General features: G+C 44.2%; 3 protein-coding genes. 2 read left to right on the forward strand and 1 reads right to left on the reverse strand.

Translation table 11 applies throughout. From position 1 onward, the window contains the following. Positions 1-4 precede the first annotated feature (4 nt). Positions 5-15,418, reverse strand: a complete 15,414-nt coding sequence (locus QE417_RS19090) for an MBG domain-containing protein (RefSeq protein ID WP_311952422.1) — start codon at positions 15,416-15,418, stop codon at positions 5-7. A 786-nt stretch (positions 15,419-16,204) separates the two neighbouring features. Between QE417_RS19090 and QE417_RS19095 the strand changes: the two genes are divergently transcribed. Together QE417_RS19095 and QE417_RS19100 are read left to right on the forward strand one after the other, a co-directional pair. Next, positions 16,205-17,662: an MBOAT family O-acyltransferase gene (locus tag QE417_RS19095; protein ID WP_311952424.1), complete on the forward strand. Its 1,458-nt coding sequence runs from the start codon at positions 16,205-16,207 to the stop codon at positions 17,660-17,662. Positions 17,663-17,664: 2 nt separating this feature from the next. Beyond that, complete coding sequence (locus QE417_RS19100; RefSeq protein ID WP_311952426.1) at positions 17,665-18,627, forward strand: hypothetical protein; 963 nt, start codon at positions 17,665-17,667, stop codon at positions 18,625-18,627. Positions 18,628-18,964: the final 337 nt, after the last annotated feature.

The following is an 18,964-nucleotide window of genomic DNA, read 5'->3' on the forward strand; positions in this document are numbered from 1 at the left end:
CTAATTATTGATATTTTAATACAAAGGCTCCTTCAATGCGTTGGCCTTTTCCGTTGGACATAAACTGAACCACGTAAAAGTAAGTGCCTCCCGCCTGTAATTGCCCGTTAACATTGGAGCGGCCCTCAAAGCGTGTCGACGTATTGTCGTAGTGGGTAGTTTCCCAAACCTTAACCCCGTTACGGTTATAAACAGTTACCATATGCACCGGGAACTTGGTTATACCCTCAATAAACAGGAAGTCGTTTATGCCATCACCATTAGGTGATACCGCTTTGTGAATTTCTATTTCAGGTTTACCTAAAATGTTTATCACTTCTACAGCTTGTGTAACAGCTATTGCCGGCAGGTAATTATTATTGCCCGCTTGGTTTGCGGTAATGGTAGTAGCACCTAATTGGCGGGCTGTTAAAGTTGTGCCTTGCAGGGTAACAATATTTTGGTCGGCAATGGTAAAGCTAACCGGTAAACCCGAGCTTGCCGTTACATTTTGCAGCGAGTAAGTTTCACCCTTAACAATACGAGGTATGGCTGCAAACGTAATGTTTTGTTGCGCTTTGTTTACCACCAGCAATTGTGTTTGCGGCTGTGTTAAGCTATAGCCACTGGTTGATGGATATAAAGCCGTAATGATAGCCGTACCCGCACCTGTGATATGGATGTTTCCGTTTACTATAGTAGCTACCGCAGTATTGCTGGAAGTATACTGAACCGGCTCGTTAACGGTACTTGTTGCCCCCGGGTTAAAATCGGCATCGCCATAAGTTTTGGCAGGTAAGTTACCAAAGGTAATAATGGCCGAAGCGGGAGTAATGGTAAACGTGCCATTGGTATAAGTAAAGGCATAATTGTTTGATACCCCGCCCGACGGAACCAATGCGTAAGTGCCCGGTAAACTGGTAGTTGTAGCAATCGTACTTACAGCAGGTACAACTGTTAAGCTGGTTGGTGTATCGCCATTAACAAAGCCACTGTAACTCATTACAAATGTTGGATTGGCTGTACCATAAATGCGGCTTGCATCAGTAGCCTGCACCAACAGCGTTGCTTTGTTTATCACCAGGTTTTGGGTAGCTACCGGCGCTGCATTGTAAGTGGCGTTGCCGGCTTGGGTAGCGGTAATGATAACATTACCTGCGGCCTTAACAGTTACTGTGTTTCCGCTGATAGTGGCCACATCGGTGTTGGAACTGGTGTATGTAACGGCCAATCCTGAACTTGCCGTTGCCGCAAGCTGGAATGAGGTGTTACCATAAGTTTTTTCCGTAAGCGTACTAAATGCGATGGTTTGATTGAGTTTAGGCACACTAACGGTAAACGAGCGGTCTATGGCAGTTGCCGGGTTAAATATTGCGTTACCCGGTTGCGAAGCAGTGATGGTTACATTACCGGCACCAGTAATAGTAATTAAACCGGTAGCCGAAACCGTGGCCACATTATTACTTGAACTGCTGTAAATAATATCGAGCCCTGATGATGCTGTAGCACCAGCATTGAAAGGTGCATCAGTCGTGAGCTTATCGCTAATCGCCGCAAACGTAATCGACTGGTTAGTTTTAGTGCCAGATGTTTGAGTGTTCACCACTAAAGATTGCGTAGCAGTTGCCGCGTTGTAATTAGCATTACCGGATTGTGAAGCAGTGATAGTTACATTGCCCGCCTTGATAATTGTAACGATATTGCCGCTTACCGAAGCAATTCTTGGATCAGATGAGCTAAAGACAATCGGCAGACTTGACGATGCGGTGGCAGTTAAAGCGAACGGCGCATCGCCCACAACCTTGTTCGGGATAGCCGCAAAAGAGATGGTCTGGTCAAGTTTGGTTGGAACTGAAATAGGGATTACCACGAATGATTGTGTAGCAGTTGCTGGGTTATAATTAGCATCGCCGGCTTGTGAAGCGGTAATGGTTACATTACCTGGCCCAACAATATGTACGGTATTGCCGCTTACAGTAGCCACGCTCACATTCGAACTTGAGAATGTAACAGGCAATCCAGAATTAGTAGAAGCCGAAACTGTAAAGTCAGGGTCGCCAACAGTTTTGTTCGGGATCGCCACCAAGGTGATGGTCTGGTTCTGCTTCGTTGGCACCGAAGCAGGACTTATAACAAATGATTGTGTAGCCGTGGCAGCGTTGTAAGTCGCATCTCCAATTTGCGAGGCAGTAATAGTTATGTTACCTGCTTTGATAATGGTTATGGTATTACCACTCACCGAAGCAACGCTTGGATCAGATGAACTGAAGGTAACCGGTAAACTTGATGTTGCGGTGGCTATTAAAGCGAACGGTACATCCCCCAGTGTTTTATTGGTAATAGCTGCAAAGGTGATGATCTGGTCAAGCTTGGTTGGAATTGAGACAGGGCTAATCACGGATGATTGTGTAGCGGTAGCGGGATTGTAAGTTGCGTCGCCGAGTTGCGAAGCGGTGATGGTTACATTACCTGCTTTGATAATGGTTACGGTATTACCATTCACCGAAGCAACACTTGGATCAGATGAACTGAACGTAACCGGCAGGGTTGATGATGCGGTTGCTGATAAAGCGAACGGTGCATCACCAACTGTTTTACTACCTATGGCAGCAAACGTAATGGTTTGATTCAATTTACCAGGCACCGAAGCCGGGCTAACCACGAATGATTCTGTAGCAGTAGCAGGGTTGTAAGTTGCATCACCGCCTTGCGAAGCGGTGATAGTTACGTTACCTGCTTTGATGATCGTAACGGTATTGCCGCTTATCGAAGCCACACTTGGGTCAGAGGAGCTGAATGTAACCGGCAGGGTTGATGATGCGGTTGCTGATAAAGCGAACGGTGCATCACCAGCTGTTTTACTACCTATGGCAGCAAACGTGATGGTTTGATCCAATTTACCAGGTACAGAAGCCGGGCTAATCACGAACGATTGCGTAGCGGTAGCCGGGTTGTAGGTCGCATCACCGCCTTGCGAAGCGGTGATAGTTACGTTACCTGCTTTGATAATGGTAACGGTATTGCCGCTTACCGAGGCCACGCTTGGGTCAGATGAGCTAAAGGTAACAGGCAAACTTGACGAAGCAGTTGCACTCAACATAAACGGCACATCACCAACTGTTTTGTTGGTAATAGCTGCAAAAGTGATGGTCTGATCAAGCTTCGTTGGAACTGACGCAGGACTAATCACGAATGATTGTGTAGCAGTTGCAGGGTTGTAAGTCGCGTCGCCAGCTTGCGAGGCAGTAATGGTTACGTTACCTGCCTTGATGATTGTAACGGTATTGCCACTTACCGAAGCAATGCTTGGATCAGAAGAACTAAAAATAACCGGCAGGCTTGACGATGCGATTGCTGATAAGGCGAACGGCGTATCTCCAACTGTTTTATTACCTATCGAAGCAAATGTAATAGTTTGATCAAGCTTGGTAGGAACTGAAGCCGGGCTAACCACGAATGATTGTGTAGCGGTAGCCGCGTTGTAAGTTGCATCTCCGATTTGAGAAGCAGTAATAGTTACGTTACCTGCTTTGATGATCGTAACGGTATTGCCGCTTATCGAAGCCACACTTGGGTCAGATGAACTGAACGTAACCGGCAAACTTGACGATGTCGTTGCAATTAAAGCAAATGGAGCATCACCAACTGTTTTATTAGCTATCGAAGCAAATGTAATAGTTTGATTAAGCTTGGTTGGAACCGAAGCCGGGCTAACCACGAATGATTGTGTAGCTGTTGCAGGATTATAAGTTGCATCACCGCCTTGCGAAGCGGTGATAGTTACGTTACCTGCATTGATAATGGTTACGGTATTGCCATTTACTGAAGCCACGCTTGGATCAGATGAACCGAACGTAACCGGCAGGGTTGACGAAGCAGTTGCTGATAAAACAAACGGTGCATCACCAACTGTTTTATTACCTATGGCAGCAAACGTGATGGTTTGATCCAATTTACCAGGCACTGAAGCCGGGCTAATCACGAAAGATTGCGTAGCGGTTGCCGGGTTGTAGGTCGCGTCACCTGATTGCGAGGCAGTGATGGTTACATTGCCTGCTTTGATGATCGTTACAGTATTGCCATTCACCGAAGCAATGCTTGGATCAGACGAACTAAAGGTAATAGCCAGACTTGAAGATGCGATTGCTGATAAGGCGAACGGTGCATCACCAACTGTTTTATTACCGATGGCGGCAAAGGTAATGGTCTGGTTTAATTTATTTGGCACCGAAGCTGGGCTCACTACGAATGATTGGGTAGCGGTGGCCGCATTGTAATTAGCGTCGCCGGATTGTGAAGCAGTGATAGTTACGTTACCTGCTTTAATAATTGTAACGGTATTGCCGCTTACCGAAGCAATGCTTGGATCAGATGAACTGAAGGTAACCGGCAGGGTTGATGAGGCGGTTGCTGATAAGGTGAATGGCGCATCGCCAACAATTTTATTACCTATGGCAGCAAACGTGATGGTTTGATCCAATTTACCAGGCACTGAAGCCGGGCTAATCACGAAAGATTGCGTAGCGGTTGCCGGGTTGTAGGTCGCGTCACCTGATTGCGAGGCAGTGATGGTTACATTGCCTGCTTTGATGATCGTTACAGTATTGCCATTCACCGAAGCAATGCTTGGATCAGATGAACTGAACGTAACCGGCAGGGTTGACGAAGCAGTTGCACTCAACATAAACGGCACATCACCAACTGTTTTTTTCCCTATGGCAGCAAATGTGATGGTTTGATTAAGCTTGGTAGGAACTGAAGCCGGGCTAACCACAAATGATTGCGTAGCGGTAGCCGGGTTGTAAGTCGCATCACCCGATTGCGAAGCCGTGATAGTTACGTTACCTGCCTTGATGATTGTAACGGTATTGCCGCTTATCGAAGCAACACTTGGATCAGATGAACTGAACGTAACCGGCAGGGTTGACGAAGCAGTTGCTGATAAAACAAACGGTGCGTCTCCAACTGTTTTATTACCAATGGTGGCAAACGTGATGGTTTGATCAATCTTCGTTGGAACTGAAGCTGGACTTACTACAAAAGATTGCGTGGCAGTTGCAGGGTTGTAAGTCGCATCACCTGATTGCGAGGCTGTAATGGTAACATTACCCGCTTTAATAATCGTAACAGTATTGCCACTGATCGAGGCCACGCTTGGGTCAGATGAACTGAAAGTAACCGGCAGGCTTGACGATGCGATTGCTGATAAGGCGAACGGCGTATCTCCAACTGTTTTATTACCTATCGAAGCAAATGTAATAGTTTGATCAAGCTTGGTAGGAACTGAAGCCGGGCTAACCACGAATGATTGTGTAGCGGTAGCCGCGTTGTAAGTTGCATCTCCGATTTGAGAAGCAGTAATAGTTACGTTACCTGCTTTGATGATCGTAACGGTATTGCCGCTTATCGAAGCCACACTTGGGTCAGATGAACTGAACGTAACCGGCAAACTTGACGATGTCGTTGCAATTAAAGCAAATGGAGCATCACCAACTGTTTTATTAGCTATCGAAGCAAATGTAATAGTTTGATTAAGCTTGGTTGGAACCGAAGCCGGGCTAACCACGAATGATTGTGTAGCTGTTGCAGGATTATAAGTTGCATCACCGCCTTGCGAAGCGGTGATAGTTACGTTACCTGCATTGATAATGGTTACGGTATTGCCATTTACTGAAGCCACGCTTGGATCAGATGAACCGAACGTAACCGGCAGGGTTGACGAAGCAGTTGCTGATAAAACAAACGGTGCATCACCAACTGTTTTATTACCTATGGCAGCAAACGTGATGGTTTGATCCAATTTACCAGGCACTGAAGCCGGGCTAATCACGAAAGATTGCGTAGCGGTTGCCGGGTTGTAGGTCGCGTCACCTGATTGCGAGGCAGTGATGGTTACATTGCCTGCTTTGATGATCGTTACAGTATTGCCATTCACCGAAGCAATGCTTGGATCAGAAGAACTAAAAATAACCGGCAGGCTTGACGATGCGATTGCTGATAAGGCGAACGGCGCATCTCCAACTGTTTTATTACCTATCGAAGCAAATGTAATAGTTTGATTAAGCTTGGTAGGCACTGAGGTCGGGTTAACCACGAAAGATTGTGTAGCGGTTGCAGCGTTGTAAATCGCGTCGCCGATTTGTGAGGCAGTGATGGTTACGTTACCTGCTTTGATAATCGTAACGGTACTACCGCTTACCGAAGCCACGCTTGGATCAGATGAACTGAAAGTAACCGGCAGGGTTGACGATGCGGTTGCTGATAAAGCGAACGGTGCATCGCCAACTGTTTTGTTCGGAATGGCGGCAAGCGTAATAGTTTGTTCAAGCTTAGTAGGTACCGATGCTGGGCTAATCACGAACGATTGCGTAGCGGTTGCCGCATTATAAGTCGCATCACCTGATTGCGAAGCCGTAATGGTTACATTGCCTGCTTTGATAATGGTAACGGTATTGCCGCTTACCGAAGCCACGCTTGGGTCAGATGAGCTAAAGGTAACAGGCAAACTTGACGAAGCAGTTGCACTCAACATAAACGGCACATCACCAACTGTTTTTTTCCCTATGGCAGCAAATGTGATGGTTTGATTAAGCTTGGTAGGAACTGAAGCCGGGCTAACCACAAATGATTGCGTAGCGGTAGCCGGGTTGTAAGTCGCATCACCCGATTGCGAAGCCGTGATAGTTACGTTACCTGCCTTGATGATTGTAACGGTATTGCCGCTTATCGAAGCAACACTTGGATCAGATGAACTGAACGTAACCGGCAGGGTTGACGAAGCAGTTGCTGATAAAACAAACGGTGCGTCTCCAACTGTTTTATTACCAATGGTGGCAAACGTGATGGTTTGATCAATCTTCGTTGGAACTGAAGCTGGACTTACTACAAAAGATTGCGTGGCAGTTGCAGGGTTGTAAGTCGCATCACCTGATTGCGAGGCTGTAATGGTAACATTACCCGCTTTAATAATCGTAACAGTATTGCCACTGATCGAGGCCACGCTTGGGTCAGATGAACTGAAAGTAACCGGCAAACTTGATGTTGCGGTTGCTGATAAAGCGAACGGCACTTCACCAACTGTTTTATTACCGATGGCAGCAAACGTAATGGTTTGATCAAGCTTACCAGGCACCGAAGCCGGGCTAATCACAAATGATTGCGTAGCGGTAGCAGCGTTATAAGTCGCATCACCGCCTTGCGAAGCGGTGATGGTTACATTGCCTGCTTTGATGATCGTTACAGTATTGCCATTCACCGAAGCCACACTTGGATCAGAAGAACTAAAAGTAACCGGCAGGCTTGACGATGCGGTTGCTGATAAAGCGAACGGTGCATCGCCAACTGTTTTGTTCGGAATGGCGGCAAGCGTAATAGTTTGTTCAAGCTTAGTAGGTACCGATGCTGGGCTAATCACGAACGATTGCGTAGCGGTTGCCGCATTATAAGTCGCATCACCTGATTGCGAAGCCGTAATGGTTACATTGCCTGCTTTGATAATGGTAACGGTATTGCCGCTTACCGAAGCCACGCTTGGGTCAGATGAGCTAAAGGTAACAGGCAAACTTGACGAAGCAGTTGCACTCAACATAAACGGCACATCACCAACTGTTTTGTTGGTAATAGCTGCAAAAGTGATGGTCTGATCAAGCTTCGTTGGAACTGACGCAGGACTAATCACGAATGATTGTGTAGCAGTAGCAGGGTTGTAAGTCGCGTCGCCAGCTTGCGAGGCAGTAATGGTTACGTTACCTGCCTTGATGATTGTAACGGTATTGCCACTTACCGAAGCAATGCTTGGATCAGAAGAACTAAAAATAACCGGCAGGCTTGACGATGCGATTGCTGATAAGGCGAACGGCGCATCTCCAACTGTTTTATTACCTATCGAAGCAAATGTAATAGTTTGATTAAGCTTGGTAGGCACTGAGGTCGGGTTAACCACGAAAGATTGTGTAGCGGTTGCAGCGTTGTAAATCGCGTCGCCGATTTGTGAGGCAGTGATGGTTACGTTACCTGCTTTGATAATCGTAACGGTACTACCGCTTACCGAAGCCACGCTTGGATCAGATGAACTGAAAGTAACCGGCAGGGTTGACGATGCGGTTGCTGATAAAGCGAACGGTGCATCGCCAACTGTTTTGTTCGGAATGGCGGCAAGCGTAATAGTTTGTTCAAGCTTAGTAGGTACCGATGCTGGGCTAATCACGAACGATTGCGTAGCGGTTGCCGCATTATAAGTCGCATCACCTGATTGCGAAGCCGTAATGGTTACATTGCCTGCTTTGATAATGGTAACGGTATTGCCGCTTACCGAAGCCACGCTTGGGTCAGATGAGCTAAAGGTAACAGGCAAACTTGACGAAGCAGTTGCACTCAACATAAACGGCACATCACCAACTGTTTTGTTGGTAATAGCTGCAAAAGTGATGGTCTGATCAAGCTTGGTTGGCACCGAAGCCGGGCTAATCACGAATGATTGTGTAGCAGTTGCAGCGTTGTAAATCGCGTCGCCGATTTGTGAGGCAGTGATGGTTACGTTACCTGCTTTAATAATGGTAACGGTACTACCGCTTACCGAAGCAATGCTTGGATCAGATGAACTGAAAGTAACCGGCAGGGTTGACGATGCAGTTGCTGATAAAGCGAATGGCGCATCACCAACTGTTTTGCTCCCTATCGAAGCAAATGTAATAGTTTGATTAAGCTTGGTTGGAACCGAAGCCGGGCTAACCACGAATGATTGTGTAGCTGTTGCAGGGTAATATGTGGCATCACCAGCCTGAGAAGCGGTAATAGTGACATTTCCCTGGCCAACGATGTGCACCGTATTGCCATTCACAGTCGCCACAGCAGTATTGCTGCTCGTAAATACTATAGGTAAGCTTGAGTTAGTCGAAGCAGAAATTGTAAAATCAGGATCGTCAACAGTTTTATTTGGAATAGTTGCAAACGTAATGGTTTGGTTAAATTTGGTTGGAGTAGCAGGAACAACGGTAAACGATTGCAGAACCTCAGGCGCCGGGTTGTAAGTTGCATTGCCTGGTTGAGACGCTGTAATGGTTACATCCCCAATTCCAACAATAGTAATAAAGTTACCGTTAATGGTTGCTACTGCTGTGTTATTGCTGGTTAAAATTACCGGAAGCCCCGATGTGGCAGTTGCAGGTGCGGTAAATGGCGAATCGCCTAAAGTTTTATTGCTTATCGACGCAAATATAATCAGCTGATCGTTTTTGTTTGGCAATGTTGTGGTTTCAACAATAAAACTCCGGGTTATTGGCGTAGCTGCATTATATGTACTGTTTCCGCTTTGCGAAGCAGTGATAGTTACACTTCCTTCACCTACAATGTGTATTAGTCCGGCAGCAGAAACCGTTGCCACAAGGTCATTCGAACTTACATAAGAAACCGGCAAGCCCGAGGATGCACTGGCACCCGCATTAAAGTCCGGATTGCCGACAACCTTATCAGCAATTGCTGCAAAAGTGATGGTTTGATTGAGTTTAACCGGCGGGGCGGGGTTCACTGTAAATGTACGCGCTACATTAGGAGCTGCATTGTATGTAGCATTTCCACTTTGCGAAGCAGTGATAGTTACGGTTCCTTCACCCACAATGTGAATTAGTCCGGCAGAAGAAACCGTTGCCACAAGGTCATTCGAACTTACATAGGAAACCGGCAAGCCCGAAGATGCGCTGGCACCTGCGTTAAAATCCGGTTCGCCAACTACCTTATCAGCAATTGCTGCAAAAGTGATGGTTTGATTGAGTTTAACCGGCGGGGCAGGGTTCACTGTAAATGTACGCGCTACATTAGGAGCTGCATTATATGTGGCGTTTCCACTTTGTGAAGCAGTAATAGTGACGGTCCCTTCGCCCACAATGTGAATGAGTCCTGTTGAAGAAATTGTTGCCACAAGGTCATTCGAACTTACATAGGAAACCGGCAAGCCCGAAGATGCGCTGGCACCTGCGTTGAAATCCGGGTCGCCAACTACCTTATCGGTAATTGCTGCAAAAGTGATGGTTTGATTGAGTTTAACCGGCGGGGCAGGGTTCACTGTAAATGTACGCACTACATTAGGAGCTGCATTATATGTGGCGTTTCCACTTTGTGAAGCAGTAATAGTGACGGTCCCTTCGCCCACAATGTGAATGAGTCCTGTTGAAGAAATTGTTGCCACCAGCTCGTTCGAACTTACATAAGAAACCGGCAAGCCCGAAGCTGCGCTGGCACCTGCATTAAAGTCCGGGTCGCCAACTACCTTATCAGCAATTGCTGCAAAAGTGATGGTTTGATTGAGTTTAACCGGCGGGGCAGGGTTCACTGTAAATGTACGCACTACATTAGGAGCTGCATTATATGTGGCGTTTCCACTTTGTGAAGCAGTAATAGTGACGGTCCCTTCGCCCACAATGTGAATGAGTCCTGTTGAAGAAATTGTTGCCACCAGGTCGTTCGAACTTACATAAGAAACCGGCAAGCCCGAAGCTGCGCTGGCACCTGCATTAAAGTCCGGGTCGCCAACTACCTTATCAGCAATTGCTGCAAAAGTGATGGTTTGATTGAGTTTGGCAGGGGCAATCGTAAAGGTTTGGGCTACTGGTGTTGCTGCAAACCAATTGTTGTTACCCGGTTGTGATGCGGTAATAGTAACAGTTCCTTGTCCGGTAATGGTAACTACACCAGTGGCCGATACTGTTGCAACCGTATTATTTGAACTGCTGTATTGTACACTTAAGCCCGATGAGGCTGTGGCATCGGCATTAAAGGTTGGGTCGCCTACTTGTTTATCAGGAATACTCGCAAAGGTGATAGTTTGATTGCCTTTGTTTACATTAAGTAGTTGATACGAATTTTGCGCAGCATTAAAATTAGCATTTCCGCTTTGAGAAGCCGTGATAATTACAACCCCTGCGCCATTAATGGTTACCTTATTACCACTAACTGAGGCAATGGCCGGGTTAGAACTGGTGTAGGTTACTGTAAGCCCCGAAGTGGCTGTTGCCGAAAGATCAAAAGGAACATCTCCCATCATTTTATCGGGCAGGGTCGCAAAATCAATTGTTTGATCGGCTTTGCCAACGCTTAGAATTTGCAAAACTGCTTCGGCTGCATTGTAATTGGCATTGCCTGGTTGTGTTGCAGTTATTATTGTTGCACCAGCTCCGTTAATGGTTACGGCACTGCCGCTAATACTTGCCACCAAGGGGTTAGAACTGTTATAACTTATCGGTAGGCCCGAAGTTGCTGTGGCCGTTAAATCAAAGGCTGCATCGCCCATGCTTTTGGTGGGCAAGGCAGCAAATGCAATAGTTTGATTGGCTTTATTAACGGTTAATGTCCTGGTGATAGATGCGGCTGCTAAATAGTTAGTGTTGCCTGGTTGCGATGCCGTAATTTCAACGGTACCTGCGCCCACAATAGTTATGGTGTTATTGGTAATGGTGGCTACTGCAGGGTTGGCGCTGGTAAGCGTTACAGGCAAGCCCGAAGTACTGCTGGCATCAACCTCAAATGGTAAATTTTCGTATGTTTTGGTTGGCAGTGGAGCAAAAGTGATAGTTTGACCGGCCTGGCTAATGTTTAAAGTTTGAGGTACGCTAACAGCTGCATTGTAATTTGCGTTTCCGCTTTGTGATGCTGTTATGATAGCTTCACCCGGGCCAATTATGGTTACAGTATTATCAACAATGGTAGCTACCAAGGGATTGGAGCTACTGAAAGTAATAGGCAATCCCGATGTTGCAGATGCAGTTAAATTAAAAGGTGCATCGTTATAAATTTTACCGGGTAGGGCTGCAAAGGTTATGGTTTGATTGGCTTTGCCTACATTTAAAGTCTGAACAGCATCGGTTGCCGCATTATAATTTTCGTTGCCGGGTTGCGATGCCGTAATTACTGTGGTACCTATACCTATAACGGTAACAGTGCTGCCGGTTACTGTAGCTACCAACGGATTTGAACTGGTGTAGGTAATTGGTAAGCCCGATGAAGCCGATGCAGTCAAAGTAAAATCAGGATCGGCATAAGCTTTGGCAGGTAGCGTAGAAAAGGTTATGATTTGATTGGCTTTGTTTACGGTTAACTGACGCGATATGCTTGCGGCAGGATGATAACTGTTACTGCCCGGCTGTGTGGCCGTAACGGTTGTATTGCCTACGCCAACTATAGTTACTATGTTGCCACTAATGGTTGCTACTGCAGGGTTAGAACTGGTATAGGTAAGCGGTAAGGCCGAAGTGGAGGTGCCGGTTAGCGCAAAATCAGGATCGGCATATTGCTTAATGGGCAGGGCTGCAAAACTTATAGTTTGGTTGGCTTTGGCAATATTTAAAGTTTGCGTAATACTTGTTGCCGCATTATAATTATTATCACCTGGCTGTGAGGCTGTAATGTCAACCGATCCCCCCGATAAAATTGTTATCGTGTTGCCGTTAATTTTGGCAATGGTGGTGTCTGAGCTGGTGAAGATAACCGGTAGTCCCGAACTGGCTATAGCTGTTAGTGTGTAAGGCGCAATACCATAAGTTTGATCGCTTAACGCAGCAAACGCAATAGTTTGATCGATTTTGTTTACCGTAAATGTGCGGATTACAGGTGTTGCAGCATCGTAAGATGCCGAGCCTTCCTGGGTAGCGGTGATATCCACAACGCCTGCGCCTACTATGGTCACGGTATTGCCCGATATGGTGGCCACCTGCGGATTAGAACTTACAAAAGTTATAGGCAAACCCGACGTTGCGTTGCCTGTTAAAACAAATGGAGCATCGCCATAATTTTTATTGGTTAACGCAGCAAAATTAATAGTTTGTGCAACCTTACTGATGGTTAAAGTACGTACAACATTGGCAGCTGCACCGTAATTTGTATTGCCCGCCTGTGATGCCGTAATGGATACCGTGCCAATTCCTGTAATAATAGCCGTATTTCCGCTTATCATTACTATGTTCTCGTCCGAACTGGTAAATGTAACCGGAAAGCCCGAGGTAGTTGTGGCCGATAAAGTAAATGGCGGAGAATTAAATGTTTTATTAGGTATTGCCGCAAAAGTAATGGTTTGTGTAGCTTGTGTTATGGTTAACTCACGCGTTAGCGATACAGCATTGTACACATCATTATCTGTTACGCTTGCGGTTATATTGGCTGTACCTATGCTCACCAGTTTTACCTGGTTGTTTTCAATCTGCGCTACTGCCGGGTTATCTGATGTATACACTATACCCGCACCATAATTTGCCGATGCCGGTGTAAAGTTTCCACTGTTATACCTGCGCGGAGAAAAGGTGGATATAAATGTAATTACCGGGGTTGATTTTACCACATTTAACACAGTGGTAGCAGTTACCGCTGCAAATTTATCACTGCCCGGAACGGTTGCCGTTATGTTAGCAGTACCAACAGTAAGCATATTTACCCGTCCGTTAACAATGGTTGCTACCGCCGGGTTATCGCTGGTAAAGGTAACCGGTGCGCCAAGGGAAACAGTAGCCGGTATAAAATCGGAGGTGTTGAAATTTCTTGGATTTAAGGTAGCAAAGGTAATTACCGGGGTTGATTGCACTACCGTCATGGCAACGGTTGCAGTTTTGCCTACATAGCGGGCATTATCGGGTATAGTTGCTGTAATGTTGGCGGTACCAATGCCAACCAGGTGTACCTGATTATTAACAATGTTAGCAACCGAGGGGTTATCACTTGTAAATGTAATTGATGCTCCCAATGTTGCCGTTGCCGGTGCAAAATCAATTGTGCTGTATGGTCTTGCATTTAGTCCGCTTATAAAATTAATACTGGCCGATACCTTTTCAACCACAAGTGGCATTGTAACTATTTTGCCTTCATATTGCTCGCTATCGGCAATGGTTGCAGTAATATTGGCCGTGCCCGGGTTAACCATTTTTACCTGGTTATTTACAATGGTGGCTACGGCCGGGTTATCGCTGCTAAAGGTAATGTTGGCGCCAAAGTTTGCAGTAGCTGGGGTAAATGCTGTTGCATTATATGCACGTGGACTAAAATTGCTTACAAACGTAATTGTAGGAGATGCTTTTAATACCGTTAATGGCGCGGTAACCGATGTGCCCACATATTTGTCGCTTTCCATAACAGCAGCTGTAACATTGGTGGTACCGGGGGCAACCATATTGAGTTTTCCGCTTACAATAGTTGCTACTGCAGGGTTATCGGTACTAAGCACCAAAGGGGCTCCTAAAGTAACCGTGGCCGGGACAAAATCGCCGGTGTTGTATGTTCTTGGGCTAATGTTGCTAACAAGAGTTACTACCGGTTCGGCCTTTAAAACAGTAAAGGGCATAGTAAGCGTTGTGCCGGTGTATCGCTCATCTTCGGCAATAATTGCGGTAATATTTGTAGTACCTGCTCCAACCATATTAACCCGGTTATTCACTATGGTTGCCACGGCCGGGTTATCGCTGGTAAAAGTTACAGCCGCACCCAGGGTGGCGGTGGCTGCCGTAAAATCGGTGGCATTGTATATTCTTGGGCTAAAATTACTTACAAAGTTAATAGCAGGCGTAGCTTTTTCAACTAACAGTTGCCGGGTAAGGGTAGTTTCTTCATAACGGTTGTCGCCGGCAATGGTTGCTGTAATATTGGCTGTGCCGGCACCTACCATATTAATTTTGCCGCTTACTACCGTGGTAACGGCGGTATTATCGCTCGAGTAGGTTATTGTTGCACCAAGAGTTGCGTTTGCTGCCGTAAAATCGGTTGTGCTGTATTGGCGCGGGCTAAAATTATTGATAAACGTAATTGCGGGTTCGGCCTTATTAACAGTTAAGGCCATGGTAAGCGTAGTGCCGTTATAATTATCATCATCGGCAATGGTAGCTGTTATATTAGCTGTACCAGCCCCTATCATTTTTACCTGGTTGTTAACAATAGTGGCTACTGCCGGGTTGTCGCTTGTAAAAGTTACCGTAGCTTTTAAATTAGCCGTAGCCGGGGTAAAGGCTGTTGTACTGTAGGTACGCGGGCTAAAGCTGCTAACAAAACTAATAACCGGCGATGCCTTGATTACGGTAAGTGTTGCCGATGATGTAGCCGCTTCATATTGGGAGTTTGCAGGTTGACTGGCCGTTATAGTTGCCGTACCAATCCCGGTTACATGAACTTTATTGTTTACTATGGTTGCTACTGCCGGATTATTGCTGCTGAAGGTTAAGGCTGCATTGGAGTTTGAAGTTGCCGGGGTAAAATCACCACTTCCATATTGCCTTGAAGATAATGAGGCATTAAATGTAATAATTGGCGTACCTAAAAATGCACCTATGTGTGTAGCTTTATTTGTGCCCGGTTTAGCATAAAAAAGTGTATTCTTTTTTGCATAAACATTTACCGTAAGCAACAGCAGCACAGCAATTCCTGTAATTAAATTTAAGGGGCGAAATTTAATACGAGTAATGGTGTATACCATATGTATTGTGATTAAGGTTTAGATAAAAACACCATATTACCTCCCGGCAATGTGTATCCTTGTGACCGTTAAATTTTAATTAATACGAAATTAATTTCAATTCTATGATCCGGAACAAAAATCATTTAGAACGAGATGCAATATTGATAACAAATTGACCGTACAAATAATACAATGTTTATTTAATGTGATATTATTTACAAATATATACAAATAATATGCATGTTTTTGCCCTTATAACTGTTTTTTTAGGGGTGAAAACACGGTGTAATTAATAGTTAAGATATTATTAATGCTTTAATTAATAATTGCTCATAATCTGTATAAATAATGTTGTTTTTTTAGTATATCTAAGTATTTATTGTAATGTATGTTTTACAATAAAATTTGATAACAGCGTATTTCTAATCAAATTTTAATTTAAAATATATTTCAAGCTTACCCCATCGCGGGTATTGCGTATCAATTAATAAAAGAAGAGTTTTCAAGGTAAGAGGGTATGATTGCAGAAGCGATAAAGATATGCAAGTTTTATTTTAAAATATAATATTTTTTCCTGTAACGAAATGGTGACAGTTATATGCAGAAAATCGTATATGAGAAATTTGAAATTATTATGCTGAATTTTGCAAATTTTATTAATTTTATGGCAAATTAGTGCAAAACTAATATAATCGTGAGGGTGAAGTGATTTACTAATATTGAATAAAGCATAGTTATTATAGTTGCTTTGGTAAATTACTGTGCGTACTGCCTGTTATTTAAAATTATTTTCCATAATTAAATATGTTATTCAACTCCCTGAGTTTTGCAATATTCCTGCCTATTGTATTTGCTTTATACTGGTTTGTATTCAACCGGTCGTTAAAAGTGCAAAACCTGCTTTTGTTATTTGCCAGTTATTATTTTTATAGTTGCTGGGACTGGCGCTTCCTGTTCCTGCTGGCATTTTCAACCTTTTTAGATTATTATTCTGGCCTTAAAATCCATCATTCTCAATCACAGAAATGGCGTAAAACCTGGTTAATAATTAGTGTGGGTATCAATCTTGGATTTTTGGGGTTCTTTAAATACTACAACTTTTTTGCGCACTCCTTTGCCGATATGATGATGGCTGGTTTTCATTACAAAATGAATATAGCCACACTCAATGTTTTACTGCCCATCGGTATATCATTTTATACTTTCCACGGGCTATCCTATGTATTTGATATATATAACCGCAAAATTGAACCTTCAACCAATTTTGTGCAATACTCATTATTTGTAAGTTTTTTCCCGCTGTTGGTTGCCGGTCCTATCGAGCGTGCTACTCACTTACTACCGCAGGTTGAAAAGCCGCGCCATTTTGATTACAGCCGTGCGGTTGATGGTTTGCGCCAGATACTATGGGGCTTGTTCAAGAAAATTGTTATTGCCGATAACTGCGCCCAAATTGCTAATACTATATTTAACAACTCCGACCATTACTCAGGTTCGGCATTGGCACTGGGTGCCATTATGTTTGCCTTCCAGATATATGGCGATTTTTCGGGCTACTCTGACATGGCATTAGGAACAGCACGGCTGTTTGGCTTCGAACTGCTGCGCAACTTCGCCTATCCATATTTTTCGCGTGATATTGCCGAGTTTTGGCGCAGGTGGCACATCTCGCTATCATCATGGTTTAAAGATTATTTGTATTTTCCGCTTGGCGGCAGCCGAGGCGGAATGCTTAAAACCGTTCGCAATACCTTTGTTATATTTTTGGTGAGCGGTTTTTGGCACGGCGCAAACTGGACCTTTGTGGTTTGGGGTGGTTTAAACGCTTTGTTCATTATGCCTTCGGTTTTATTTAAAACCAATCGTAAAAATCTCGAAACGGTAGCTCAGGGTAAAGTATTCCCAACCATCAGGGAGCTTTTGCAAATGATCATCACGTTTACGCTTACCGTTTTTGCATGGATATTCTTCCGGGCCGAAAGCTTAACGCATGCGTTTAAGTATATTAAAGGCATTCTATCTAAAACTTTATTTCAAAACCCGTTTCATTACGGCGAATTAAGGCCGGCAATTTTGTACATAGCATTATTAATACCATTCTTTTTTATGGAGTGGCTGGGTCGTGAAAATAGGTATGCCATCGAAAAATTTGGCATAAAATGGCCACGTATGATAAGATGGAGCTTTTATGCTATTATGTTCTTCATTATTGGTATGTATATGCAAACTGAGGTAACTGAGTTTATTTATTTTCAGTTTTAAGCATGAAGAGCTTTTTAACAAGGTTACTCTATTTTTCGGTTTATGCCATTTTGGTATATTTTATTGCTACGGCATTTGTAGGTTCCTTTTTTCCTGATAGGTATAAAAAGAACCTCAAATATGTATTGGGTGGCAATGGAAATATGTATACCCGTGTAAGGCAGGCTGATAGTGTGAAAAATGTAGATGTGCTGGTTATTGGTTCATCACACGCCTATCGGGGGTATGACCCTCGTATTTTTGCAGCTCATGGTATAAAAATGTTTAACCTGGGTTCATCTGCCCAAACTATGTTGCAAACAGAGGCTTTGCTTAAACAATACCTTAACCATATTCACCCTAAATTTATCATCTACGATGTTTATCCTGTTTTTTTAGGATCGAACGGTATCGAGTCGGCATTGGATGTGGTATCAAACGGCCATGTTGATGGCAGTACATTTAATATGGCTTTGCGTACCAATAGTATAGAGGTTTATAATACCATGTTTTACTCCTACTTCAGGGAGCGTGCCGGGCTAAATAAAAACTTTACCGAATCTCTCAAAAAGGACAGTGATACTTACATATCAGGCGGATTTGTGCAATCTTACGAGGTGTCCTCTCCCGAAGATCGTATGTATGCAAAGGCCAGTGCCTATAAGTTTGATGACAAGCAAATTGCCGCGTTGAAACGTATTGCCGCTATGTTTAAAGCGCACAATATACCCTTTGTGCTATTACAGGCACCACTGCCGGTAAAGCGTTATACCGCCATTACTAATAATTCTTCGGTCGATTCGCTGCTTTCGGGCGTTGGTAAATATTATAACTTTAATAAATTAATTACTATTCCCGATTCGATGTTTGCCGATAATAGCCACCTTAACCAGTGGGGAGTAAATATTTATAATACAGCAGTTATTAAGCAATTAAAGCTGGGTAAAACCAGTGCAGCAGCTGTTGCCAATAGTATTAAGCAGTAAATTGTGTTCGTAAAAATCTATACTTTCTTTAAGTAAATGAAGCGTTTTTTAACAAGTTTATTAGTGTTTGCCTTATACGGCCTTGTATTATATGTAATTATAATAGTAGGGTTTGGCAAGTTTGCACCCACTATGCTCAAAAAGAACCTGAATTACAAGTTAGGAGGTAGTGGTTTTTTATACAGTCGTTTGCAAGAAGCTAAGCAGTCAAAAGATGTGGACATTGTGTTTTTGGGCTCGTCTCATGCCTACCGTAGTTATGATACCCGAATTTTCAAGCAAGCAGGTTTCAGTTCATTTAATTTAGGTTCATCTGCCCAATCGCCTTTAATAACCG

The sequence above is a fragment of the Mucilaginibacter terrae genome (genome assembly GCF_031951985.1).
GTDB classification, from domain to species: domain Bacteria; phylum Bacteroidota; class Bacteroidia; order Sphingobacteriales; family Sphingobacteriaceae; genus Mucilaginibacter; species Mucilaginibacter terrae_A.

What these genes read in the sequence shown, in the direction of transcription:
- QE417_RS19095 (WP_311952424.1), top strand. Translation starts at nt 16,205, where the DNA reads ATGTTATTCAACTCCCTGAGTTTTGCAATATTCCTGCCTATTGTATTT.
- QE417_RS19090 (WP_311952422.1), bottom strand. Translation starts at nt 15,418, where the DNA reads ATGGTATACACCATTACTCGTATTAAATTTCGCCCCTTAAATTTAATT.
- QE417_RS19100 (WP_311952426.1), top strand. Translation starts at nt 17,665, where the DNA reads ATGAAGAGCTTTTTAACAAGGTTACTCTATTTTTCGGTTTATGCCATT.